This window comes from Streptomyces sp. NBRC 110611, assembly GCF_001590865.1.
Taxonomy (GTDB): domain Bacteria; phylum Actinomycetota; class Actinomycetes; order Streptomycetales; family Streptomycetaceae; genus Streptomyces.
Window position 1 is genome coordinate 323,607 of record NZ_BBUY01000001.1, and the last position, 22,747, is coordinate 346,353.

At 71.5% G+C, this 22,747-nt stretch carries 18 protein-coding genes; 10 read left to right on the forward strand and 8 right to left on the reverse strand.

The window, feature by feature from the left end:
* Positions 1–41: 41 nt before the first annotated feature.
* Both AZE13_RS01400 and AZE13_RS01405 read right to left on the reverse strand, forming a co-directional pair.
* Positions 42–806, reverse strand: coding sequence for an SDR family NAD(P)-dependent oxidoreductase (locus tag AZE13_RS01400; protein WP_066925770.1), 765 nt, complete (start codon positions 804–806; stop codon positions 42–44).
* Positions 807–935: 129 nt separating this feature from the next.
* Positions 936–1,298, reverse strand: coding sequence for a winged helix-turn-helix transcriptional regulator (locus tag AZE13_RS01405; RefSeq protein ID WP_066925773.1), 363 nt, complete (start codon positions 1,296–1,298; stop codon positions 936–938).
* Positions 1,299–1,394: 96 nt separating this feature from the next.
* Here AZE13_RS01405 and AZE13_RS01410 point away from each other — a divergent pair, with 96 nt between their 5' ends.
* Positions 1,395–2,276 carry an NAD(P)-dependent oxidoreductase gene (locus tag AZE13_RS01410; protein ID WP_066925777.1) on the forward strand — a complete coding sequence of 294 codons (882 nt, stop codon included), beginning with the start codon at positions 1,395–1,397 and terminating at the stop codon, positions 2,274–2,276.
* A 48-nt stretch (positions 2,277–2,324) separates the two neighbouring features.
* Here AZE13_RS01410 and AZE13_RS01415 read toward each other — a convergent pair whose 3' ends face one another.
* Positions 2,325–3,335: a hypothetical protein gene (locus tag AZE13_RS01415; protein ID WP_066925780.1), complete on the reverse strand. Its 1,011-nt coding sequence runs from the start codon at positions 3,333–3,335 to the stop codon at positions 2,325–2,327.
* Between the two features lie 333 nt (positions 3,336–3,668).
* Here AZE13_RS01415 and purN point away from each other — a divergent pair, with 333 nt between their 5' ends.
* From purN to AZE13_RS01430, 3 genes are all read left to right on the forward strand, one after another.
* A complete protein-coding gene (gene purN / locus AZE13_RS01420; protein ID WP_066925783.1) occupies positions 3,669–4,334 on the forward strand; it encodes a phosphoribosylglycinamide formyltransferase in 666 nt (221 codons plus the stop codon).
* Positions 4,331–5,950, forward strand: coding sequence for a bifunctional phosphoribosylaminoimidazolecarboxamide formyltransferase/IMP cyclohydrolase (gene purH / locus AZE13_RS01425; protein WP_066925786.1), 1,620 nt, complete (start codon positions 4,331–4,333; stop codon positions 5,948–5,950). The genes purN and purH overlap by 4 nt, the downstream gene beginning before the upstream one ends.
* Positions 5,951–6,155: 205 nt before the next feature.
* A complete protein-coding gene (locus AZE13_RS01430) occupies positions 6,156–6,545 on the forward strand; it encodes a hypothetical protein (protein ID WP_066925789.1) in 390 nt (129 codons plus the stop codon).
* A gap of 96 nt (positions 6,546–6,641) precedes the next feature.
* Here AZE13_RS01430 and AZE13_RS01435 read toward each other — a convergent pair whose 3' ends face one another.
* The 4 genes from AZE13_RS01435 to AZE13_RS01450 all read right to left on the reverse strand — a co-directional run bounded on the left by AZE13_RS01435 (position 6,642) and on the right by AZE13_RS01450 (position 10,898).
* Positions 6,642–8,300 (reverse strand): serine/threonine protein kinase, encoded by a 1,659-nt coding sequence (locus tag AZE13_RS01435; RefSeq protein ID WP_066925792.1) that lies wholly within the window; start codon positions 8,298–8,300, stop codon positions 6,642–6,644.
* Positions 8,297–9,133, reverse strand: coding sequence for a hypothetical protein (locus AZE13_RS01440; protein WP_066925795.1), 837 nt, complete (start codon positions 9,131–9,133; stop codon positions 8,297–8,299). The genes AZE13_RS01435 and AZE13_RS01440 overlap by 4 nt, the downstream gene beginning before the upstream one ends.
* A gap of 252 nt (positions 9,134–9,385) precedes the next feature.
* Positions 9,386–9,994, reverse strand: a complete 609-nt coding sequence (locus AZE13_RS01445) for a hypothetical protein (protein ID WP_066925798.1) — start codon at positions 9,992–9,994, stop codon at positions 9,386–9,388.
* 112 nt (positions 9,995–10,106) lie between these two features.
* Positions 10,107–10,898: an RDD family protein gene (locus AZE13_RS01450; protein WP_066925801.1), complete on the reverse strand. Its 792-nt coding sequence runs from the start codon at positions 10,896–10,898 to the stop codon at positions 10,107–10,109.
* Positions 10,899–11,208: 310 nt separating this feature from the next.
* Here AZE13_RS01450 and AZE13_RS01455 point away from each other — a divergent pair, with 310 nt between their 5' ends.
* The 6 genes from AZE13_RS01455 (at position 11,209) to AZE13_RS01480 (ending at position 18,666) form a co-directional block, all read left to right on the forward strand.
* Positions 11,209–12,063, forward strand: a complete 855-nt coding sequence (locus AZE13_RS01455; protein WP_066925804.1) for a bifunctional methylenetetrahydrofolate dehydrogenase/methenyltetrahydrofolate cyclohydrolase — start codon at positions 11,209–11,211, stop codon at positions 12,061–12,063.
* A 27-nt stretch (positions 12,064–12,090) separates the two neighbouring features.
* On the forward strand, positions 12,091–12,600 hold the full coding sequence (locus AZE13_RS01460; protein ID WP_079123582.1) for a DUF3017 domain-containing protein: 510 nt from the start codon (positions 12,091–12,093) through the stop codon (positions 12,598–12,600).
* Between the two features lie 158 nt (positions 12,601–12,758).
* Positions 12,759–15,173 (forward strand): excinuclease ABC subunit UvrA, encoded by a 2,415-nt coding sequence (locus AZE13_RS01465; protein WP_066925811.1) that lies wholly within the window; start codon positions 12,759–12,761, stop codon positions 15,171–15,173.
* A gap of 364 nt (positions 15,174–15,537) precedes the next feature.
* Positions 15,538–16,398, forward strand: coding sequence for a helix-turn-helix domain-containing protein (locus tag AZE13_RS01470; protein WP_066927075.1), 861 nt, complete (start codon positions 15,538–15,540; stop codon positions 16,396–16,398).
* Positions 16,395–17,270, forward strand: coding sequence for an XRE family transcriptional regulator (locus tag AZE13_RS01475; protein ID WP_066925814.1), 876 nt, complete (start codon positions 16,395–16,397; stop codon positions 17,268–17,270). Before AZE13_RS01470 ends, AZE13_RS01475 begins: the two co-directional genes overlap by 4 nt.
* A gap of 406 nt (positions 17,271–17,676) precedes the next feature.
* Positions 17,677–18,666, forward strand: a complete 990-nt coding sequence (locus tag AZE13_RS01480; RefSeq protein ID WP_066925818.1) for a malate dehydrogenase — start codon at positions 17,677–17,679, stop codon at positions 18,664–18,666.
* A gap of 92 nt (positions 18,667–18,758) precedes the next feature.
* Here AZE13_RS01480 and AZE13_RS01485 read toward each other — a convergent pair whose 3' ends face one another.
* Positions 18,759–22,571 carry a helix-turn-helix domain-containing protein gene (locus AZE13_RS01485; RefSeq protein ID WP_181690219.1) on the reverse strand — a complete coding sequence of 1,271 codons (3,813 nt, stop codon included), beginning with the start codon at positions 22,569–22,571 and terminating at the stop codon, positions 18,759–18,761.
* Positions 22,572–22,747: the final 176 nt, after the last annotated feature.

Consider the following 22,747-nt stretch of genomic DNA (forward strand, 5'->3'; position numbering starts at 1 on the left):
GCCGGGTGCGTGTTCCAGGCGGTTTCTGTCTGGTCCGTGAGTCAGGCGAAGAAGCCTCCGTCGATGTTGAGAGTGGTGCCGGTGATGAAGGAGGCGGCGGGGCTGGCCAGGAAGACGATGCCGGCCGCGATCTCCTCGGGGCACCCGTAGCGCCGCATGGCGTTGGCGGCACGCTGGACCTCCGAGGTCGGTCCGTCCTGCGGGTTCATGTCGGTGGTCACCGAGCCGGACTGGATGACGTTGACGGTGATGCCGCGCGGGGCCAGGTCGAGGGCGGCGCCCTTGCTGTACGCGACGATCGCGGCCTTGGTCGCCGCGTAGTCGGCAACGCCGGGGAATGAGGGGCGGCTGGCCAGGCCGGAGCCGACCGTGATGATGCGCCCGCCCTCGCCGAGGAGGGTGGACGCGGCCCGGATCGCCGACGTCACGCCACCGATGTTGACCGCGAGTTGGCGATCGAAGGCGGCGGTGTCGGGCTCCGGGGCGTCGACCTCGCCGTTGACGCTCACGCCGGCGTTGTTGACGAGAATGTCGAGGCGGCCGAAGTCCTCGGCCACGGTGGCCACCAGGCCCGCGACTTGGGCAGGGTCCGCCTGGTCGGCCTGGTATGCGGCGGCGCGGACGGTGAGGCCTTCGAGCTCCCGGACGACCTCCAGGGCCTTGTCCGCGGAAGCGGCGTAGCTGATCGCCACGTCCGCACCGGCCTCAGCGAGTGCCCGGGCGGTGGCTGCTCCGATGCCGCGCGAGCCGCCGGTGACCAGTGCGACCTTGCCTGCCAGTGCGTTCGCCGCGTATGTGGGTGGCATGAGATCTCCTCGGATCAGATTTTGGATCGATCGGTACGTAATGTGGGATTGATTGTACTGATCGGTTCAGAATGTGTGCGGCAGGGGGCGGGGGAGGGTGAAGGCGCGTCGGAGGCGGGGTGCCGGAGGTCAGTCCGCGGTGTTCTCCGGCCGTCGAGTGGTCGGCTGTTCGCGTCCCCAGGCGGCCAGTGGCTGGAGTGCGTCATTGAGGCGTGCGCCGTTTTCGGTCAGTGAGTACTCGACGCGGGGCGGCACCTCGTCGTAGGAGGCGCGGTGCACGATCCCGTCTGCTTCCAGTTCGCGCAGGTGGGAGGCGAGCACCTTCTCGGTGATCCCCGGAAGCAGTCGGCGCAGCTCGCCGAAGCGGCGGTACGGGTGCTCGTGCAGTGCCCAGAGGATCAGCACCTTCCACTTGCCGCCGATCACCTCCATCGCCGCATCGATCCCGCAGATGTGTCCGTCCGGTGCCCCTGGCCGGTTCAGCGTCGCCATGCTCCACCCCTCTGACCTGCTTGCTCACCCTGGGGTAAGCGCCCACTCCGAAGTGCGTACTTGATCGTCTTCGGGTCTGTGGACAGCCTAATCGGCATGGCACAGAACACTGTTGAGAAGACCGCTGTCACGCTGCTGGGCCTCGGTGCGATGGGTACCGCGCTGGCCCGTACCTGGCTCGCCGCCGGCCACCCGCTCACCGTCTGGAACCGCACCCCGGCCCGCGCCGAGGCGCTCGCCGCCGAAGGGGCGAGGGTCGCGGGCAGTGCCGCTGAAGCGGTCGCGGCGAGCGGGCTGGTCGTGGTGTGTCTGTTGGACGACGCCTCGGTCGGTGAGGTGCTGGTCGGCGCCGACCTGGCCGGCAAGGACCTGGTCAACCTGATCACCAGTACCCCCGCCCAGGCCCGTGCCCGCGCCGAGTGGGCCCGTGAGCGCGGTGCTCGTTATGTGGACGGCGGGATCATGGCCGTCCCGCCGATGATCGGTGTGCCGGAGGCCGGGGGCTACGTCTTCTACAGCGGCTCGCGGGATCTGTTCGAGCGGCATCGGGAGACGTTGGGCGTCCCGGCCGGCACCACCTACGTCGGGGCGGACCCGGGCTTCGCGGCCCTGCACGACGTGGCCCTGCTCAGCGCCATGTACGGGATGTTCGCCGGGGCCGCGCACGCCTTCGCCCTGATCCGGAAGGAGGACATCGACCCCGCGTCGCTCGCCCCGCTGCTCGCCGACTGGCTCGTCGCGATGGCCCCGTCGGTCCACCAGACCGCCGACCAGCTGCGGAGCGGCGACTACACCAAGGGTGTGGTCTCGAATCTCGCCATGCAGGTGGCCGGCACACCGACCTTCCTGACGACCGCCGAGGAGCAGGGTGTCAGCCCGGAGCTGCTCGGCCCGTACTTCGCGCTGATGCAGCGCCGCTTGGCCGAGGGCGGCGGGGAGGAGGACCTGACGGGCGTGATCGACCTGCTGGTGCGGTGACCGGCCGCACGGGACCAGGAGCGTGCGCCTCCGGGGCGCGTCGGGGGGCTACTTCTCCATGGCCGTGCTCAGGAGGGGGCGGAGTTTCTCGGGGAGGAGGTTTTCGCAGGACTTGCTGGCCGACCGGGTCAGGGCGTCGTTCACGCAGTTGAAGTAGTCGCGGTAGACGATCTGAACGGTGAAGGTCGCGGCCACCATCATCAGGGCCAGGGAAGCGGTCACCAGGCCGGCGATCGCGGCGGTGGCCTGGGGGCGGGCGGGGCTCGGCGGGGTGCCGGGCGGGCGGCCCGGGGTGGGGGCGGCGTCGGTGGCGGGCCGGCGGCCCTCCATGGCAGCGGTGGTCGCCGCGGTGGCGGTCCTCGCGGCGTCCGGTTTGCCGCGGAGGGAGCTGATGCCCCAGTAGATCGCCAGCGCGCCGAGGAGCAGGGAGACCTCGGGGAGGCCGAAGAGGAGGGCGAAGAAGAACGCCCACATGCCGGCCAGCAGCGCATAGCGGGCCCGGCGCTGGAGCGGGTCGGTGGGGTCCCAGCGCAGGTTGCCGGGGCCGCCGGGGTTGTTCTGCTGGCCGTTGCGGCCGCCCGGGCGGGTGCCGAAGCCGCCGCCGCTCTGCCGGCCCGGCTGGCGGGGGCTCCACTGGCTGCCCCAGGCCGTCGGTGCCGACCTGCCGTCCTCGCGTGCCGGGTGCTCGTCGCTGCTGTTGCCGTTGCTGTCGCCGTTACCGTCCTGGCCCTGGCCCTGCCCGTGGCCGTGGGTGTGCGAGGCCGGGTAGCGGGGGCGCCATTCCTGGTCGGGGGCGTCGGCCGGCGGCGGGGCGAAGGGGTTGTCCGGGCCGTCCGGGCTGACTGGGGTATCCGGGCTGTCCGGGGCGTCCGGGGTGTCCTGGCCGGAGCCCGGAGCGGGCGAGGGCGACGACCCCGAGGGGCCGGAGGGGGATCCCGAGGGAGGGGAGGACGGCTCGGGGGAAGAGGACGGAGACTTGCGATCCCGCAGCAGCACCGCCCCCGGGGAGGTGGCGGGCAGCGGGAGCAGGAGGGCCGCGCGGCGGCGTCGGTCCGTCATCTGGAGTGCGTCTTCCCCTTGTCTCGTCCGTGCGCGGGCCCTCGTGGCCGGCGCACGGGTTCCCACGTACTGCACTGCTGTCCTGCACGCGCACTGCATGCATGCAGTCTTACGCCTGACGCTACCTCCCGGCTTCGCCCCCGTCCCGTGGGGGCCGTTCGGTGTGCCGGTATCGTTGCTGGCGGTCGGTGCCTTCGTAGGGTCGCCCGGTTTTGCCGTACCCGCGGATTTGTGCGACCACACAAATGGGCATGGCCGTACGCGTGACCAGCGGCCAGCGGCCAGCGGCCAGTGATCAGTGACCAACGACGTGAGATCGGAAAGAGCCCCATCGTGGCCTCGTCATCAGCCCCCGTCCCGTCCGTCCCGTCCGACCCGTCCGGCGGTCCGGCCCGGGTCGTCGTCCTCGTGTCCGGTTCCGGTACGAATCTGCAGGCGCTGCTGGACGCCATCGCCGAGCAGGGTTCGGAGGCGTACGGCGTCGAGATCGTGGCCGTCGGCGCCGACCGCGACGGCATCACGGGGTTGCAGCGCGCCGAGTCCGCGCGGATCCCGACGTTCGTCCGCCGGGTCAAGGACTACGACAGCCGCGCCGACTGGGACGCGGCGCTCACCGACGCGACCGCCGCGTACGAGCCCGACCTGGTGGTCTCGGCCGGTTTCATGAAGATCCTGGGCAAGGAGTTCCTGGCCCGCTTCGGCGGCCGGACCGTCAATACCCATCCGGCGCTGCTGCCGAGTTTTCCCGGTGCCCATGGCGTGCGCGACGCGCTCGCGTACGGCGCGAAGGTCACCGGATGCACTGTCCACTTCGTCGACGACGGGGTCGACACCGGCCCGATCATCGCCCAGCGCGTGGTCGAGGTCCGGGACGAGGACGATGAATCCGCGCTGCATGAGCGCATCAAGGATGTCGAGCGATCACTGCTCGTCGAGGTCGTGGGGCGTCTGGCCCGGCACGGCTACCGCATTGAGGGACGAAAGGTACGTATCTCGTGACCGCCACCGAAGGTACGAAGGCCACCGCAGACGCCAAGCGCCCCATCCGGCGCGCGCTGGTCAGCGTCTATGACAAGTCCGGGCTGGAGGAGCTGGCGCAGGGCCTGCACGCGGCGGGCGTCCAGCTCGTCTCGACCGGATCGACGGCCGCGAAGATCGCCGCTGCCGGGGTGCCGGTCACCAAGGTCGAGGAGCTCACCGGCTTCCCGGAGTGCCTGGACGGCCGGGTCAAGACCCTCCACCCGCGTGTGCACGCCGGCATCCTCGCCGACCTGCGCCTGGAGTCGCACCGCGAGCAGCTGGCCGAGCTGGGCGTCGAGCCCTTCGACCTGGTCGTCGTGAACCTCTACCCGTTCCGCGAGACCGTCGCCTCCGGCGCCACCCCCGACGAGTGCGTCGAGCAGATCGACATCGGCGGCCCGTCCATGGTTCGCGCCGCCGCCAAGAACCACCCGTCCGTGGCCATCGTCACCAGCCCCGAGCGGTACGCCGACGTCCTCGCCGCGGTCAAGGACGGCGGCTTCGACCTGGCCGCCCGCAAGCGGCTGGCCGCCGAGGCGTTCCAGCACACCGCGTCGTACGACGTGGCGGTGGCCTCCTGGTTCCTGGACGGGTACGCCGCCGACACGGCATCTGAATCCGATGAATCCGACAGCGGCTCTGCCACGGGGGCCCTCCCCGAGTTCCTGGGCACCACGTACACCCGCAAGAACGTGCTGCGCTACGGCGAGAACCCGCACCAGGGCGCCGCGCTGTACGTCACCGGTGAGGGCGGTCTCGCCGAGGCCGAGCAGCTGCACGGCAAGGAGATGTCGTACAACAACTACACGGACACCGACGCCGCGCGCCGGGCCGCGTACGACCACGACGAGCCGTGCGTCGCGATCATCAAGCACGCCAACCCCTGCGGTATCGCGATCGGCGCCGATGTCGCCGAGGCCCACCGCAAGGCGCACGCCTGCGACCCGCTGTCCGCGTTCGGCGGCGTCATCGCCGTCAACCGCCCGGTGTCGGTCGCGATGGCCGAGCAGGTCGCCGAGATCTTCACCGAGGTCATCGTCGCCCCCGGGTATGAGGACGGCGCGGTCGAGGTCCTGGCCAGGAAGAAGAACATCCGCGTGCTGCGGGCCGAGGGAGCGCCGGCCAACCCCGTCGAGGTCAAGCCCATCGACGGCGGCGCACTGCTCCAGGTCACCGACCGCCTCCAGGCCGACGGCGACGACCCGGCGAACTGGACCCTGGCCAGCGGCGAGGCCCTGTCGGAGACCGAGCTCGCCGAGCTGGCCTTCGCCTGGAAGGCGTGCCGTGCGGTGAAGTCCAACGCGATTCTGCTCGCCCAGGGCGGCGCCTCGGTCGGCGTCGGCATGGGCCAGGTCAACCGCGTCGATTCCTGCCGGCTGGCCGTCGAGCGGGCGGGGGAGGAGCGGGCGCGCGGCGCATACGCCGCGTCGGACGCGTTCTTCCCGTTCCCCGACGGCCCGGAGATCCTGATCGCGGCCGGCGTCAAGGCCATTGTCCAGCCTGGCGGTTCGATCCGTGACGAGCAGGTCGTGGAGGCCGCGAAGAAGGCCGGCGTGACGATGTACTTCACCGGCACCCGGCACTTCTTCCACTGACCGGCGCTTCTCCCGCTGACGTACGCGTCGTCCGCTGACCGGACTTCGTTCGTACGTCCTTCACGGTGGCCCCTTCGGCGGCGGCGCGGTACCTCGGACATCTGAGGTACCGCCCCGCCGCCGCTGCCGGTTCTCTGGTGGTGTCCGAACGCGGCCCGGGCAACGGGTCGTACGAGAGCCATCAACCATGGGAACGGGGAGAGACATGATGCTCACGACTCCGAAGCGGGCCGGCGCCCTCCTGGTCGCCGGGGCGGCGGCCACCGGGATGCTCGCGATGGCACCGGCGGCGAATGCGGCGAGCGCGGCGCCTGCCGCCGAGACCGTCACCGCAGCGGTGCCGCAGGCCACGGCGCGCCTGTGGGCCACCGACGTCAACGCGCGGTACGGGCCCGCCCGGAAGTACAAGATCCGCACCAGGCACCTGTCCGGCAACCACCGGGCCACCTGCCAGGTGAAGGGCGGCACGGTGGTCTACGGCAAGTACAAGAACAACTGGTGGACCTACCTGCCGAACAAGGGCTGGGTCTCCGACGTCTTCCTCAAGGGCGGGGACAACTGGAAGCCGGTGCCGGGAATTCCGCGCTGCAAGTGATCCGGGCCGGGCCAGGGAAGGCCATGCCATGTCACGCCACGCCACGTCATGCGATGTCGTGCCATGGTATGGCCTGATGCCGGGAGGCGGCCGTCCTCAACTTACCTTCGGTGTATACGCCTTGAGCCAATGGGCGACCTGGTCCGCGTACCGCCGTTCCTTGGCGCGTACCCCGCCGGCCAGGTTCACCGTCTTCACCGAGGTGCGGTACGCGGCGGCGGCGAGGACCTTGCGGTCGCCCTTGAGGTCCCGGGCGAGCGAGCGGGAGATCTCGCAGAGGTAGCGGCCCATGGCCTTGATGGACACGTTCGGCGGGAAGGGCGGTTGTACGGCCTTCACTCCGCCGGCCGGCCGTTGGGCCTCGGGTAGCCAGTAGTAGAGGACGGACGGGGTCCAGCGTGCGATGCCGTATTCGTTCTTGACCGGATCGGACAGGTCCGGGTCGAAGTCGGACTCGGTCTTGAGCATGGCGGCGATCAAGGCCGGGCTGACGTCCCTGCTCTCGCACCGGTGGGCGGCGTCGACGATCGGCTTGCGGTAGGCGACCGGGATGTTCCGGTCCGTACGGAGTTCCTCGGCTCCGTACTCGGCGGGGTCCGGGGGAGCGTCATGCAGTGCCAGGGCGGTACCCCCGGCCACGAGCAGAACCGTGGCGGCGGCGCCGGCCGCCCAGGTGCGCCGGCGGCGGATACGGCGCGGGCGGAGGCGGGGGAGGCGCGGCGAGGGCCCGGTGCCGGCCGCCTCCTCGACGCGTCGCAGCAGGGACGCCGTGTCGTGGACGGACCGGGCGGCATGGGTCGGGGCCAGGCAGTCGGTGACGATCTCCCGCCAGGATTCCGGGAGTTCGGGGGAGAGGCGCAGCTCGTCCTGGCCGCGGGCGACCCGTAGCAGTGCCTCGCGGCGGGCGGCCGGGGTGCCGCCGGGCAGTGGCAGCGCCCCGGTGAGCAGGAGGTGGGCGAGGACCCCGAAGGCCCAGATGTCCGCGGTCGGCCGGATCTGCCGCCCCTGCTCACTGATCTCCGACCAGAGCAGCTCCGGCGGGGTGTAGTCGGGCGTGGCGAATACGGGGGCGTACGCGTGCGTGCCGTCCATTTCGGCGGCGAGGTTGAAGTCGCCGAGCCGTACCGAACCGTCCGGCATCAGCAGCACGTTGGCGGGTTTGAGGTCGCCGTGCACCCAGCCCGCGCGGTGGATCTGTGCCAGTCCCTCGCAGACCTGCGTGAGCAGGGCCGGGCCGGCGGCGAGCGGTCCGGCGGGGGAGCGGCGCAGCAGGGCGTCCAGCGATCCCTCGGCGCGCTCCAGTACGAGGACGGTGGCGCCGTCCAGCGCCGGCTGCGCGGGATCGTCGACCGTCAGCGCCTCGTACATACGGATCAGGCGCGGCCGCTGGAGCTTGCGGTGTACTTCCAGTTCACGCCGGGCCAGGTCCTGGAGGTGGCGGAGCTGGCGGGGGGTGCGGGTGCCGGTGGGCAGGAACTTCAGCGCCGCTTCGGTGATGTCACCGAGGCCGGCGCCGGTGCCGGCGTCAGTGCCAGTGCCAGCACCGGTACGGATACGGGTACGGGTGTTGTCGGGGGTGTTGTCGTCGAGGGCGTTGTGGTCCGGTCGTATTGCCCGCGCCGCGTACACGCTCCCGAACGCCCCCGACGCGAGCGGCTCGCGAACTTCCCACCGGCCGATGCGGTACCCGGCCGGGACCGGCACGGCGAAGTGTTCGTCCGTCCCGTCAACGCCGTCATGGTGACGGTACGTCATGGGCGCCGACCCCCTTCCGGCGCGCTCGATACCGACGTCGACTCGCCGCCGTCCAGTACGGCGAGTTCGTCCTCCCGTACCAGATCGAAGCGGAGTGCCAGTGAGACCAGTGACTCCTTCTTGCCGTTGAGCCGCGGGCCGCCGGCGACCGCCTCCGGCGGCTGCTTGAGACGCAGCTTGACCGCCAGATAGTCGATGTTCCACTGGACGGAGGCCCGCCCGGCGGCCGGCCACAGCGGGCGCAGCCGCTCGGCCACCTGGTCGACGGTCGGCAGCGGCGCGTGCGGGGCGCCGCGCAGCCGGGGTTCGCACAGGGCGGCGAGGACCTGGAAGTAGCGCTTGCCGCGGTCGAGGGGGAAGGCGAGGGCGGTGGCGTCGCCGTGGTCCGCGGCGCCGGATACCAGCTGCGCCTCGTCGAAGTAGTCGTGCCGGGGCGCCCAGACGTCGAAGGTGACGAGTTCATCGCCGGCCGGCAGGACGACCCGGGAGAACTCGAACGGGACGGGTGCGTCGGCCCGCCGGGGGGCGACCTTGATGTGTTCGCCCGCTCCCTCCGGGTTCTCGACCACGTAGGTCTGCCGGACGCTGCGGTTGCTCAGGGTCCAGAAGGAGCCGGTCGCGGTGATCTCGCCGGCCGTACGGGAGACCCCGGGGTGCGCGAGGGTCAGCCGGTGGCAGTGGGGCGGTGCGGCCCCCGGTGCGGGCCGGGTTGGCGGGTCGGGCCAGGCCGGCGGTGCCGGGCTCCGGCCGAAGAGCAGAGATTGGCCCGGTCCGAGCCGGATCTGGCCGGCGGGTCCGGTGCAGTGTGCGGGAACCACGATGACACTGTCCATGTGTCGTCCCCTCCCCCGAGGAATTCCACCGGGAAGGCTAGGGCCTGCGTCGGGCCCGGTGTTGCCGGTACGCCCCGATTGGTGGCGAGCTGTTACAGGGCGCGGACACGGCCTGCTGGGAGTCGGACGCGGACACGGCCTGCTGGGGAGCCGGGCGCGCGGACGCGGACAGCGGAGAGGCCCGCGCCGGGAATTCGCCAGTGTCCGGTGCGGGCCTCGATGGTGCGCGGTGGGCGCGGGGGCGCGGTGGTGTCAGTAACGCGGGCGGTTGAACCAGGCGTTGCCGTCGTCCTTGGCGACGAAGACCAGCACCAGGACGCCCAGGACCGTGTGGACCAGGCCGAACGGGAAGCTGAACAGGCTCAGCATGGTGTTGGCCACGCCGAAGACGATGGTGCCGATGCGGACGCCGCTGCCGCCGTTGCCGAACTGCGCGGCCAGGGTGATCGCGGCCGCGGTGAAGATCACGATGACCACGATCGCTGCGATCAGCAGGCCCTTGCCGACGTTGAACGCCGTGATGGCGTCCTGGCCGGCGTACGGCGAGGCGTTGTGCGAGGCCTTGCTGACGCCGCCGAGCCCCGCCACGGCGAGGATCAGGCCGATCAGGTTCAGGCCGGCGAGTACGAACAGCATCACCCGGGCGGCCTTGACCGCACCGGGCATCACCATCGGGTACGGCGGCTGCGGCATCCCGGGTATCCCGGCCATACCGGGCATCCCGGCGCCGCCCGCATACGGGCCGTATGGGCCGGGCGCGGGTGCAGGCGCGGGCGCTGGTGCCGGCTGCTGCTGGGGGTAGCCGTAGCCGGGCTGCTGGCCCGGCGGCGGACCGTAGGGGTTCTGGTTGGGGTAGCTCACGAGCGGTGCCCTTCAAGCGACTTGAACGGAGCCACGAAGGCCCCGATCGCTGGTTGCGAGGGGGCCTTCGAGGAGAGGAGCGCGGCGGGCCGGGGCGGCGCCCCGGACCGGCTCACTTGGTCTTGACGACCACCGTGCCGACGATCTTGTCCGCGAACGTCTGGGACTTCTCGTCCCACAGCGGCCACAGGTAACCGAGGTCACACGGCAGCCCGTCCAGGAAGTGGCACAGCTTGCGCACGAAGGCCATACCGAAGCCGATGGGCTGACCGGTGGTCTCCTTGACCAGCATGATGCCCAGCGCCTTCTTGCCCGGCGACTGGCCCGTCTTGCCTTCCTTGGCGACGATGAAGAGCGCCGCGACGAGGGTGATGATGCCGGCGAGAAGGAAGAGGATGACGGCGCCGACCGGGAAGCTGGCGCTGGCCGTCGAGGCCTGGTTGTAGGCGTCGCTGATGCACTGGTAGTCACCGGGCGGGCAGGACGAGGTGTCCGGGGCCTTGTACGAGGACGCCGAGCCGGCCGCCACGGCGATACCGATGAAGTACAGAATGGCCGGGATCACACCGATGATGAGCCCGTCGATCAAGTACGCGCCGACCCGGGCGCCCCAGCTCGCGTAGCCGGTCGGCATGCCCGGCATCATCCCCGGCATACCCGGCTGCCCGTACGGGGCCGCCGGCTGCTGCTGCGGGTAGCCGTAGCCCGGCTGACCCTGCGGCGCGGCGGGCGGCTGCTGGCCGTACGGGGCCTGCGGCGGGGTCTGCTGCGGGTACCCGTAGCCGGGCTGGCCCTGCGGCGCGGCCGGGGGCTGCTGCCCGTACGGAGCCTGCGGCGGCTGCTGGCCGTACGGGGCCTGCGGCGGCTGCTGGCCGTAGGGGTTGTTCGGGTCACCGAAACTCATCTGCTGTTTTCCTCCGTTGGGTCAGTGGGGGACGACGCGGCATGACTCGGAGGAAAAACAGATTTCACTGGCCACCCCCCGACGAAGCCTGCGGCACTGTACGGCAATCCTTCTAGTTGCACGTTGAGTCTGTCCAGTCAAGAGCTCCTGCTGTTGTTCAAGTGCAATGATCAATTTCGGCCACAAGGCCGGGTGCGACCGTTCCTGAGCAGCGCAGCAGGGCGTCCCGGAGTGGCCGGACGAGTCGTGCCGGAGGGCTCGCGTCCGCCCTGATTGGAACGTGGCCGCCCTCATCCGGGAGGATGGGGTCATGACTGCCCAGATCCTGGATGGCAAGGCCACCGCAGCCGCTATCAAGTCAGAGCTCGCCGTGCGCGTCGAGGCGCTCAAGGCCAAGGGTGTGGAGCCCGGCCTCGGCACCCTCCTGGTCGGTGACGACCCGGGCAGCCGCTGGTACGTCAACGGCAAGCACCGCGACTGCGCCCAGGTCGGCATCGCCTCGATCCAGCGCGAGCTGCCGGCGACCGCCACCCAGGAGGAGATCGAGGCGGTCGTACGGGAGCTGAACGAGGACCCGGCCTGCACCGGCTACATCGTCCAACTCCCGCTCCCCAAGGGCATCGACACCAACCGCGTCCTGGAGCTGATGGACCCGGCCAAGGACGCCGACGGGCTGCACCCGATGAGCCTGGGCCGGCTGGTGCTGGGCATCGAGGGCCCGCTGCCGTGCACCCCGTACGGGATCGTCCAGCTGCTCCGGCGGCACGGCGTCGAGATCAACGGCGCGCATGTGGTGGTCGTCGGGCGCGGTGTCACCATCGGCCGGCCGATGCCGCTGCTGCTGACCCGCAAGTCGGAGAACGCCACGGTGACCCAGTGCCACACCGGCACCCGGGACCTCTCCGCGCACCTGAAGCAGGCCGACATCATCGTCGCCGCCGCCGGAGTGCCGCACATCATCAAGCCGGAGGACGTCAAGCCCGGCGCGGCCGTCCTGGACGTCGGGGTCAGCCGTGACGAGGCCGGGAAGATCATCGGCGATGTGCACCCGGGCGTCGCCGAGGTGGCGGGCTGGGTGGCCCCCAACCCGGGCGGGGTCGGCCCGATGACCCGTGCCCAGCTGCTGGTCAATGTCGTCGAGGCGGCCGAGCGCGCGGCCGGCTGAGCCCTGAGACCGGAAGGACGGCCAGCCATGGCTGCCGAAGCGCATTCGGACGGCGCCTCCGAGCCACAGCGCTCTCCGGAACGCTCCGGGGGACGTTCCCCGCAGCGCTCCCCGGAGCACACGCCGGGACGTTCCCCGGAGCACACGCCGGGACGTACCTCGCGCCGCTTTCCGATGCTGACCCGCGATACCGCCCGGCCGGAGGGCGGCGGACGGGCCGCCTCGGGCGACTACCCGGCGCCCGCCCGGCAGTGGCCACTGCTCGTCGTGATGGGCGGGGTCGCGCTCGGGCTGCTGCTCGTCGCGCTGGACGTGTTCCGGATCGGCGCGATCATCGTCGGGCTGTCGCTGCTGGCCGGTGCGGGGCTGCGGTGGGCGGTGCCGTCGGTGGGCATGCTGGCCGTGCGCTCCCGCTTCACGGACATGGCGACGTACGGGCTGCTCGGCTTCGTGACCGTGATGCTGGCGCTGATGGTGCAGCCCAAGCCGTGGCTGCGCATCCCGTTTCTCGACGACATCGTGCACTTCACCGTGTGACCGCCGTGCGCCGCCTGCCTGCCCGGCGGGCCGGGCGGCGGCCCGGCAGGCGGTGGCCCGGCGGGCGGCGGAACCTTTCCGTCACCCGGGTCGTTCGGCGGAAACGGGCCATACATTCCGGCATTCCGGCCGGCACCGGGCCACACCATGGAGACACGATGAGCATGTCCAGGGCGGACACGCAGTCCCCTGCGCCGCACGACGCCGACAGCCACGACCTGATCCGCGTGCACGGCGCGCGCGTGAACAACCTCAAGGACGTCAGCGTCGCGATCCCGAAGCGGCGGCTGACGGTGTTCACCGGGGTCTCCGGCTCGGGCAAGAGCTCACTGGTGTTCGACACCATCGCCGCGGAGTCGCAGCGGCTGATCAACGAGACGTACAGCGCCTTCGTGCAGGGCTTCATGCCGACGCTGGCGCGGCCCGAGGTCGACGTACTCGACGGGCTGACCACCGCGATCATCGTCGACCAGCAGCGGATGGGGACCGATCCCCGCTCCACGGTCGGCACCGCCACCGACGCCAACGCGATGCTGCGCATCCTCTTCAGCCGGCTCGGGAAGCCGCATATCGGCCCGCCCGGTGCGTACTCCTTCAACGTCGCCTCGGTCTCGGCGAGCGGGGGCCTCACGGTCGACCGCGGCACCGAAAAGACCCGGACCCAGAAGGTGACCTTCAGCCGCACCGGCGGCATGTGCACGCGCTGCGAAGGCCGGGGCGCGGTCTCCGACATCGACCTCACCCAGCTCTACGACGACGCCAAGTCGCTCGCCGAGGACCCGTTCAGCATCCCCGGCTACACCGGGGACGGCTGGGTGGTGCGGGTCATCAGGGAGTCGGGCTTCTTCGATCCGGACAAGCCGATCGGCAAGTACACCAAGAAGGAGCGGCACGACTTCCTCCACCGCGAGCCGACCAAGGTGAAGATCAACGGCGTCAACCTCACCTACGAGGGGCTGATCCCGAAGATCCAGAAGTCGTTCCTGTCCAAGGACCGCGAGGCGATGCAGCCGCACATCCGGGCCTTCGTGGACCGGGCGGTCACCTTCGCCACCTGCCCCGAGTGCGACGGCACCCGGCTCAGCGAGGCGGCCCGCTCGTCGAAGATCAAGAAGATCAGCATCGCCGACGCCTGCGCGATGGAGATCAGGGACCTGGCCGAATGGCTCCGCGGCATCGCGGATCCGTCCGTCGCGCCGCTGCTCACCGCGCTGCAGCACACCCTCGACTCGTTCGTGGAGATCGGGCTCGGCTACCTCGCACTGGACCGGGCCTCGGGCACCCTGTCGGGCGGCGAGGCGCAGCGCGTCAAGATGATCCGCCACCTCGGCTCCTCGCTCACCGACGTCACCTACGTCTTCGACGAGCCCACCACGGGCCTGCACCCCCACGACATCCAGCGGATGAACGACCTGCTGCTCCGGCTGCGGGACAAGGGCAACACGGTGCTCGTCGTCGAGCACAAGCCGGAGGCCATCGCGGTCGCCGACCACGTCGTCGACCTCGGCCCCGGCGCCGGAACGGCGGGCGGCACCGTCTGCTTCGAGGGCACCGTCGACGGGCTGCGGGCCAGCGGCACGATCACCGGGCGCCATCTCGACGACCGGGCCGCTCTCAAGAAGACGGTGCGCAAGCCCACCGGCAGCCTTCCGATCCGCGGCGCGACGGCGCACAACCTGCGCGGCGTCGACGTCGACGTCCCGCTCGGGGTGCTCACCGTCGTCACCGGCGTCGCCGGCTCGGGCAAGAGCTCGCTCATCCACGGGTCGCTGTGCCGGCCGGCGGGGGCGGCCGGCCAGGGCGTGGTATCGGTGGACCAGGGCGCGATCCGCGGTTCCAGGCGGAGCAACCCGGCGACGTACACCGGACTGCTCGACCCGATCCGCAAGGCGTTCGCGAAGGCCAACGGCGTGAAGCCGGCGCTGTTCAGCGCCAACTCCGAAGGTGCCTGCCCCACCTGCAACGGCGCCGGCGTCATCTTCACGGACCTGGCGATGATGGCCGGCACCGCCACCACCTGCGAGGAGTGCGAGGGGAAGCGGTTCGAGGCCTCGGTCCTCGACCACCACCTCGGCGGCCGCGACATCAGCGAGGTACTCGCGATGCCGGTCACCGAGGCCGTGGAGTTCTTCGGCGCCGGCGAGGCGCGCACGCCGGCCGCGCACCGCATCCTGGGCCGGCTCGTGGACGTCGGGCTCGGCTACCTCACCCTCGGCCAGCCGCTCACCACCCTGTCCGGTGGCGAGCGGCAGCGGCTCAAGCTGGCCACGCACATGGCCGACAAGGGCGGCGACCGCCAGGTCTTCGTACTCGACGAGCCGACCACCGGCCTGCACCTCGCCGATGTCGAGCAGCTGCTCGGCCTGCTCGACCGGCTCGTCGACTCCGGTAAGTCGGTCATCGTCATCGAGCACCACCAGGCGGTCATGGCGCACGCCGACTGGATCATCGACCTCGGCCCCGGCGCCGGCCACGACGGCGGCCGGGTCGTCTTCGAGGGCACCCCCGCCGACCTGGTCGCCGCCCGCTCCACCCTCACCGGTGAGCATCTCGCGGCCTACATCGGCATGTGACGGCGGCCCGTCCTCTCCCCCGACAGAGGACGGGCCGCCGTCCTCCCCCGTTACTGGCGGAGGCGGCGCGGGGTGGACCGCGCCGCCCGGGGTGGTGCGACACCGACTGTGCCCGGTCCCGGCACGGGCTTGCCAGCGGTCCCGCACCAGCCGGGACTCCGTGGGACGTCCCCGGCGCTGACCTGCGGGGATGGCGCCGCACCGGACGTCGCGCTGGGACGGAGGAGCCGGAGACGAGGTGGTCCGGATGTCCGGATGCCGTGCGGAATGCGGGAAAACGGGAACCGGAGGGCGGATCCGGGCCATCATCTGAGCACAAGGGGGCTCATGCCTCGGGGGGCAACGAACGCGTATGGGGTGGAACATGTCGCGTTGGAAGGGGCTGCCCGCATCACTCGACCATCGGGTGCGGCAGCTCGTCGTACAGCTTCGGAGACTGAAAGACCACAGCGGACTCAGCCTGGCCGCGCTCGCCGCCAAGACCTCGTACAGCAAGTCGTCGTGGGAGCGCTACCTCAACGGCAAGAAGCTGCCGCCGCGCGATGCGGTGGAGGCGCTGGCACGGGTCTGCGGCGTCGACGCGACCCGGCTGCTGGTACTGCACGAGGTCGCGGCACAGGCCTGGGAATCCGGCCGGGAGGGGGAGCCGGCCACCGTCGGTGCCGAAGCGGGGCCGGATGCCATCGCCGGGGGCACGGCTGTCGCCAAGGACGTAGAGGACGCAGAGGGCGCGAAGGGTGCGAAGGGTGCACGGGGTGGACCGCTGGCCTCCCGAGGGGGGCCGGCCGTGCCGGCTGTGCTGGCCGTGCTGGCCGTGCTCGTCGTGGCCGGTGCGGTGCTGCTGGTCGTCCGGCCGTGGCAGCACGCGCACGACACCGATGCCCGGCCGGGTACGGACACCACGGTGGTCGGCCGGAGCGTCAGCGCCGCACCGACGTTCAGCCGACGGCCGGGGGAGACCTTCACCTGCCAGGTGCGGCGCACGGCAGGCGCCCTGTCCGCCGGGCACAGCCGTACCGCCACGGCGATCCTGGGCAACGGCGTCAGCGGCTGGGAGACCGTCGAGGCGCAGTGTCTGCTGCGCCACCACGGGTTCGACCCGGGCCCGGTGGACGGCATCGTCGGCGAGCGCACCATGCGCGCCGCCAAGCGTCTGCAGAGCCGGGCCGGGCTGCCGCCGGACGGGATCGTGGGGCCCGACACCTGGAAGGTGCTCCGCCGGTGAGCGGCAACCGCAGCGAGCTTCGTGACGGCGTCGAGAGCGCCCGACTGGCCTCCGGATTGCGGGAGTTGAGGGCGCGTACGGGGCTGAGCCTGGTGGCGCTCGCCGCCCGGACCGCGTACAGCAAGTCGTCGTGGGAGCGCTACCTCAACGGCAAGAAGCTGCCGCCGCGCGATGCGGTGGAGGCGCTGTGCCGACTTGCCGGTGAGCCGGCCGGGCGGCTGGTGGCGCTGTGGGAACTGGCGGACGCCGCCTGGAGCGGCCGGGCGGCACCGGGCGGAACGGACACCGGGCGGAGCGACCTCGTACGGAGCGATGCCGGGCCCCGGAAGGCGTCACGACGGCCTCGACCTCGGCTTCGGCCCTGGCTCCGGCGCCGGGGTGTGCCGTTGGCGGCCGGTGCGGGGCTCGGCGGGCTGGCGATCGTCGCGGCGCTGGCCCTTTGGGCCGGAGAGGGGCGGGGGCAGGACCCGGGCGGGGGAGGGGCGAACGCCGCGCCCACGCCCTCCGTGGTGACCGGCTGTCGCGGGTCGGCGTGCGACGGCGAGGACCCGTACTCGATGTCCTGCGGAGTCGCGGATCTGGTGGAGAAGCTCACGGAGCGAACCACCGCCGGAGGGCGGCACATTGAGATCCGTTACGCCGAGGCGTGCGGCGCGGCCTGGGGACGGCTCCGCAGCGGCCGGATCGGCGACCGGATGGAGATCGTGGTGCCGGGGGTGAAGCCGCGGTCGGTACGGGTGAAGGACCGCTTCGACGCCGAGGGGTACCTGGTCACGTCGATGGCCGCGGCGGCGCGCGGACCGCAGGACATCCTGCTCTGCCTCTACCCGGCGGACGGCGCGCCCCGGGAGTGCGTCGCGGGCCCGGGCTGATCCAAAAGGCATGGCCCAGGGCACCCAGGGCACGCCCGGGCCACTGGCCGGTAATCGCCGTCGGTGAAGGCCTGCCGCGAGGACGGTCGCATGCTCGCCGGTATCCCGGGCATGCGCATCAATACCCCCCACGGGTGTGGCACCACTCGGCGGTCGTCCGCCTCCCCTCCCTGAGCGGGCGGCCGCCATACCTCCTACGGGGGACGGCGCGCCCGGAGAGGTGTTCCACCGGTGAGGTGTTCCACACCGGCCCGCCGCCTGCCGCGGGCAGTGGTCCGATAGCCTGACGGCCGGGTCTCTCGATACCAAGAGACCCCGATAGCAGGGCAGGGACACCCACCGCCACCCCAGGTGGTACAGGGCCTTGCCCCCGGTAAACCCGGTAAACACCGCGCAGGAGATCGCCATGACCCGCACTCCCGTCAATGTCACCGTCACCGGCGCCGCCGGCCAGATCGGTTACGCACTCCTCTTCCGCATCGCTTCCGGTCATCTGCTCGGCGCGGACGTGCCGGTCAAGCTGCGCCTCCTGGAGATCCCGCAGGGCCTGAAGGCCGCCGAGGGCACCGCGATGGAACTCGACGACTGCGCCTTCCCGCTGCTGCGCGGTATCGAGATCACCGACGACCCGAACGTCGCCTTCGACGGCACGAACGTCGCCCTGCTGGTCGGCGCCCGCCCCCGTACGAAGGGCATGGAGCGCGGTGACCTCCTGGAGGCCAACGGCGGTATCTTCAAGCCGCAGGGCAAGGCCATCAACGACCACGCCGCGGACGACATCAAGGTCCTGGTCGTCGGCAACCCCGCCAACACCAACGCGCTGATCGCCCAGGCCGCCGCGCCGGACGTGCCGGCCGGGCGCTTCACCGCGATGACCCGCCTGGACCACAACCGCGCCGTCTCGCAGCTCGCGCAGAAGACCGGCACCCCGGTGAGCGAGATCCGCAAGCTCACCATCTGGGGCAACCACTCCGCCACCCAGTACCCGGACATCTTCCACGCCGAGGTCGCCGGCAAGAACGCCGCCGAGGCCGTCAACGACGAGCAGTGGCTGGCCGACACCTTCATTCCGACCGTCGCCAAGCGCGGTGCGGCGATCATCGAGGCCCGTGGTGCGTCCTCCGCGGCCTCCGCCGCCAACGCCGCCATCGACCACGTCCACACCTGGGTCAACGGCACCGCCGAGGGCGACTGGACCTCCATGGGCATTCCGTCGGACGGCTCCTACGGTGTCCCGGAGGGCCTGATCTCCTCCTTCCCCGTCACCACCAAGAACGGCACGTACGAGATCGTCCAGGGCCTGGAGATCAACGACTTCTCCCGCGCGCGCATCGACGCGTCGGTCAAGGAGCTGGAGGAGGAGCGCGACGCGGTCCGCGGCCTCGGCCTCATCTGAGCCCTCGCTTCTGATCCGAGCCCGCACGGTCACAACGCCGTGCGGGCTCGGGGCATTGAGGGAACGTCACGCTTCTGGTCCCTGTTCAGGCCCTAGGGCCGCTGGTGTTCCTGCCCGGCTTCGATGGCGGCGGCGGCGCGTTCGGGGTCGGTCTCCCACAGGCGGGTGGTGTGGTCGGCGCTCGTGGTGGCGAGGGTGTGTCCGTCCGGGCTGAACGCCATGAAATAGATCTCGTCGGTGTGGCCTTTGAGAACGGCGGTCCGGCGGTGTGTGCGGCTGTCCCAGAGGCGGACGGACCGGTCGCCTCCCGCGGTGGCGACGGTGTGGCCGTCGCGGCTGAAGGCGATCCCGTAAACCGGGCCGGTGCGGCTCGTCAGGGTGGCGATCGGCTTCCGCGAAGCGCTGTCCCACAGCCGGGCCGTGCCGTCCTGGGACGCGGTGCCGATGATCCTGCCGTCAGGGCTGAACGTGGCGGCCTTCACCTCCCCGTGATGCCCTTTCAGGATGCCGGACGCGCGGCGGGCGGCTACGTCCCAGAGCCGCGCCGTGTTGTCCTCGGCGGCGCTGATCAGCGTACGTCCGTCCGGGCTGAAGCGCACCGATTCCACCACCGCTTGGTGCCCTCGTAGCACGGCGAGTGGTGTGCGGGATGCCACGTCCCACAAGCGAACCGTGTGGTCCGCGCCGCCACTCGCCACCGTCCGGCCGTCGGGAGACACCGCTACCGACATCGGCCCCCTGCCCTGGTCGTGGTGTCCCAGGACGGCCACCCGGTGTCCGCTCCGGCGGGTCAGCTGCCACAGTTCGACCGTGCCGCGGTCCGGGTTGGCGACGGCCGCCATATGTCCGTCCGGGGTGTAGGCGATGCTGCGCACGAAGGGCGGGCCGGGCAGATTGCCCTGTATTTTCCGGGTCGCCGGGTTCCAGCGGGTGACTGTGTCGGCCCCCAAGGTGTGGGGGACGGCAAGCTCGGTCCCATCAGGGCTGAACGCGGGGACGAGAGGCTGACCTTCCTCAGGAAACTTGGACGTTGCCCGGCCGCTTTCGGTGCTCCACACCGTGATCCGGGCACCCTCCGCAGCGGCGACCTGCTTGCCGTCCGGGCTGACCGCGAGCGTGGAACTCCGGCCGACGGGCTCGTCAGGAGAAGTGACCATCATCGTGCTCTCGTGTGAGGCGAGTTCCCACGCTCGTACACCCCAGTGCTCGCAGCGGATGAACAGGGTTTTCCCGTTCGGGGCGAAGGCGAGCGACGTCATGCTGATGTCGTCATCCTCCAAACGGGCACGCTGGCTGAGGTCCGAGGTGCGCCGCAGCGTGACGCCGTCCGAGGGGGAACTTGTTGCCACAGTGCGACCATCGGGACTGAAGGCAACGGCGATGATGGCGTAGTCACCCCGTTGCGCCGAGCGGGCGCGCTGGGCACCGGTGCCGGCGTCCCACAGCCTGACCCTGCGGTCCTCGCCGCCGGTGGCCACCGTCCGGCCGTCGGGGCTGAACGCGATGGCCCGGACCTTTCCCGGCTGCCGGAGAACGGACCGTACCCGTCGGCTTGCCAGGTCCCACAGCCGCGTGGTCGTGTCCTCCGAGGAAATGGCCAGCGTGCGGCCGTCGGAACTGAAGGCCAAGCCGGTCAACCGGCTGGGGTTTGCCTTGAGCACGGCCTTTGTACGTTCGGCTTTGAGGTCCCACAGGCGCGCCGTACCGTCGGTGCTCGCGCTGGCCAGTGTGCGGCCGTCGGGGCTGAAGGCCACCGTGGTGAGTGGGGCCGAGTGCCCGAGGAGCGTGCCGAGCAGCCTGCCGTTCGCCGGGTTCCACAACTTCACGGTGTGGTCTTCCGAAGCCGTAGCCAGTGTGGTGCCCGAGGGGGAGAAGGCGACCGTGGTCACCGTGCGGGTGTGCCCGGTGAGTTCGGTGGCGTGGTAGGCCGCGTAGGTGCTCAGCAAGCTGCTACGGGCTTCGGTGGTGTGTGCCTGGCGGTAGCCGCGCAGGGCCAGGCGCATGGCCCGCTCCGGCTGCTCGCCCACCAATCCGAGGGCCGTTGCGGCCAGTGCGCCGGACATGGCCGTGCGTCGTTCGTTCTCCGCCTGGCGGCCCCGCTGGTACGCCAGGCCGGCGGCGACGAGGGCGAGGCACAGCAGGGCGCTGAGGGTGATCATGCTGCGGCGGGCCCGGCGCTCGCACCGGTGGGCGGCGCGTACCGAGGCGTCGAGGAAGCCGGACTCCAGGGAGTTGAGGGCGCCGCGGCCGTGCTCCCGTGCCCAGGCTCGGGCGTCCTCCAGCTGCCCGCCGCGGTAGAGCGCGTCCGGGTCACGGGCCAGTTCGTCCCAGTGCTGGGCGGCCGCGGAGAGACGGCGGTGGACCCGCAGCGCGTCCCGGTCCTCGGTGAGCCAGCGCCGCAGCCGGGGCCAGGCCCGTATGACGGCTTCGTGGGCGACCTCGACCGTACCGTCGGCCAGCACGATGAGACGGGCGGCGGCCAGCCGGCGCAGCAGTGCGGCCACGTCGTCGTAGCCCGCGCCATCAGGCGGCGGGGCGTCGGCGGTGCCGCGGCAGGTGGTGCCGCGGCAGGTGGTGCCGGCCGGCGCGGCGGCTGCGGAGGCCGCCAGGCCGGTGAGTTCGGCGCGTGATACCCGGCGGCGGGTGTCCTCGACGCCGTCGCCGAGTGCGGTGAGGCGGAGGAAGACGGCCCGCATCAGGGACTGGCGGGCGGGGGATTCGCCCGCGTAGACCGCCTCGGCGGTCTGGGCCACGGCGCCGCGCATACCGCCGGTGGCGCGGTAGTCGTCCAGACGCAGGGCAGCAGGGGCGGGGCCGTGGCGGCGGCGCCAGGTTTCGCGCAGGGCATGCGCCACCAGCGGGAGGGCGCCGGGCTGGTCCGTGGCCTCGGCGAGGACGGTCGCCACCAGCTCGGGGTCGACCGTGACCCCGGCCCGCGCCGCGGGTTCGACGATGATCTCGCGCAGCTCGTCGCGGGAGGGCAGGCAGACCGGCACCTGTCTGCCTTCGTGCAGTGCGGCCCGCAGCCCGCGGTGGGCGAAGCACTGGCCGTAGAAGTCGTCCCGTACGCCGATGACCAGCCGGAGCCGGGGCGACTGGGCACCGGCCAGCTCGGCCAGGGCGGAGTGGAACACGGCGCGTTCCGCTTCGTCGGCGCAGAGCGTGAACGCCTCCTCGAACTGGTCGATGACCAGGAGCACCCGCTCCTCCTCCGGGCGCCCCGACAGCCAGGTGTGCAAGGCCAGTTCCAGCTGCTGTGGCTCTTGGGCGAGCCCTGACAGCGCTACGGCGTCGGCACGCGTACCGATGACTCGGCTCACGGCGTCGGCCAGCGCGGTCAGCGGGTGCGCCCCCGGAGTCAGCGAGACGGTGTGCCAGTGGGGCCCCAGCTCCGGCAGCAGTCCGGCCCGCAGCAGTGATGACTTGCCGCTGCCCGAGGCGCCGAACACGGCCGTCAGCGGGCTCTGTTCCACGCCGGCGGACAGTTCCTTCACCAACGCCATGCGCCCGAAGAACAGGTCGGCGTCCTCGGTGCCGAAGGCCGCGAGCCCGGGATACGGGCACCGGGCCGCCGGCTCCTCACCGGCGCACCCCTCGCTGGCCTCCAGCGCGGCCCGCCACCGCGCCTCCCACTCGGAGCGCTTGCCTCCGCAGGCTTCCGCGAACGCGAGGAGCACGTCCAACGACGGCAGCCGGTCCCCCTTGGTCGCCGCGGCCAACGTGCTCACCGAATAGTGGGCCTTCTTCGCCAGGGCCCGGTAGCTGGGGCCGCCCGCCCCCGCCCGTAATCGCCGCAGCTCCCACGCCAGCCGCTCCACGGGGCCTGCCTCGGGGTCCACCGGATTTTCCGGCCGCCCCACTTTCGCCCCGCCCGAGGCCTTCCGTTCATGTCCGTTCGCCCTCATGAGCTCCCCCTCTTTCGCTCCCGCGGACCGCACTATTGTCCGCGTTGTTTGTCGACTTCCAGCTGCGCTTTCGGACAATTGGCCGCCTCCCGCAGGGTCGTTCATGTCGACGCCGACCCGGCGCCGGCACATCTGACAGCCCAAGTCAGAGCCCGGGTCAGAACCCAAGCCGGAAC

Bases quoted from the DNA above. Each gene is read 5' to 3' on its own strand.
- AZE13_RS01455 (WP_066925804.1), top strand. From the start codon at position 11,209: ATGACTGCCCAGATCCTGGATGGCAAGGCCACCGCAGCCGCTATCAAG.
- AZE13_RS01485 (WP_181690219.1), bottom strand. From the start codon at position 22,571: ATGAGGGCGAACGGACATGAACGGAAGGCCTCGGGCGGGGCGAAAGTG.
- AZE13_RS01440 (WP_066925795.1), bottom strand. From the start codon at position 9,133: ATGGACAGTGTCATCGTGGTTCCCGCACACTGCACCGGACCCGCCGGC.
- AZE13_RS01430 (WP_066925789.1), top strand. From the start codon at position 6,156: ATGATGCTCACGACTCCGAAGCGGGCCGGCGCCCTCCTGGTCGCCGGG.
- AZE13_RS01465 (WP_066925811.1), top strand. From the start codon at position 12,759: ATGAGCATGTCCAGGGCGGACACGCAGTCCCCTGCGCCGCACGACGCC.
- AZE13_RS01405 (WP_066925773.1), bottom strand. From the start codon at position 1,298: ATGGCGACGCTGAACCGGCCAGGGGCACCGGACGGACACATCTGCGGG.
- AZE13_RS01410 (WP_066925777.1), top strand. From the start codon at position 1,395: ATGGCACAGAACACTGTTGAGAAGACCGCTGTCACGCTGCTGGGCCTC.
- AZE13_RS01480 (WP_066925818.1), top strand. From the start codon at position 17,677: ATGACCCGCACTCCCGTCAATGTCACCGTCACCGGCGCCGCCGGCCAG.
- AZE13_RS01435 (WP_066925792.1), bottom strand. From the start codon at position 8,300: ATGACGTACCGTCACCATGACGGCGTTGACGGGACGGACGAACACTTC.
- AZE13_RS01415 (WP_066925780.1), bottom strand. From the start codon at position 3,335: ATGACGGACCGACGCCGCCGCGCGGCCCTCCTGCTCCCGCTGCCCGCC.
- AZE13_RS01470 (WP_066927075.1), top strand. From the start codon at position 15,538: ATGTCGCGTTGGAAGGGGCTGCCCGCATCACTCGACCATCGGGTGCGG.
- AZE13_RS01460 (WP_079123582.1), top strand. From the start codon at position 12,091: ATGGCTGCCGAAGCGCATTCGGACGGCGCCTCCGAGCCACAGCGCTCT.
- AZE13_RS01450 (WP_066925801.1), bottom strand. From the start codon at position 10,898: ATGAGTTTCGGTGACCCGAACAACCCCTACGGCCAGCAGCCGCCGCAG.
- AZE13_RS01400 (WP_066925770.1), bottom strand. From the start codon at position 806: ATGCCACCCACATACGCGGCGAACGCACTGGCAGGCAAGGTCGCACTG.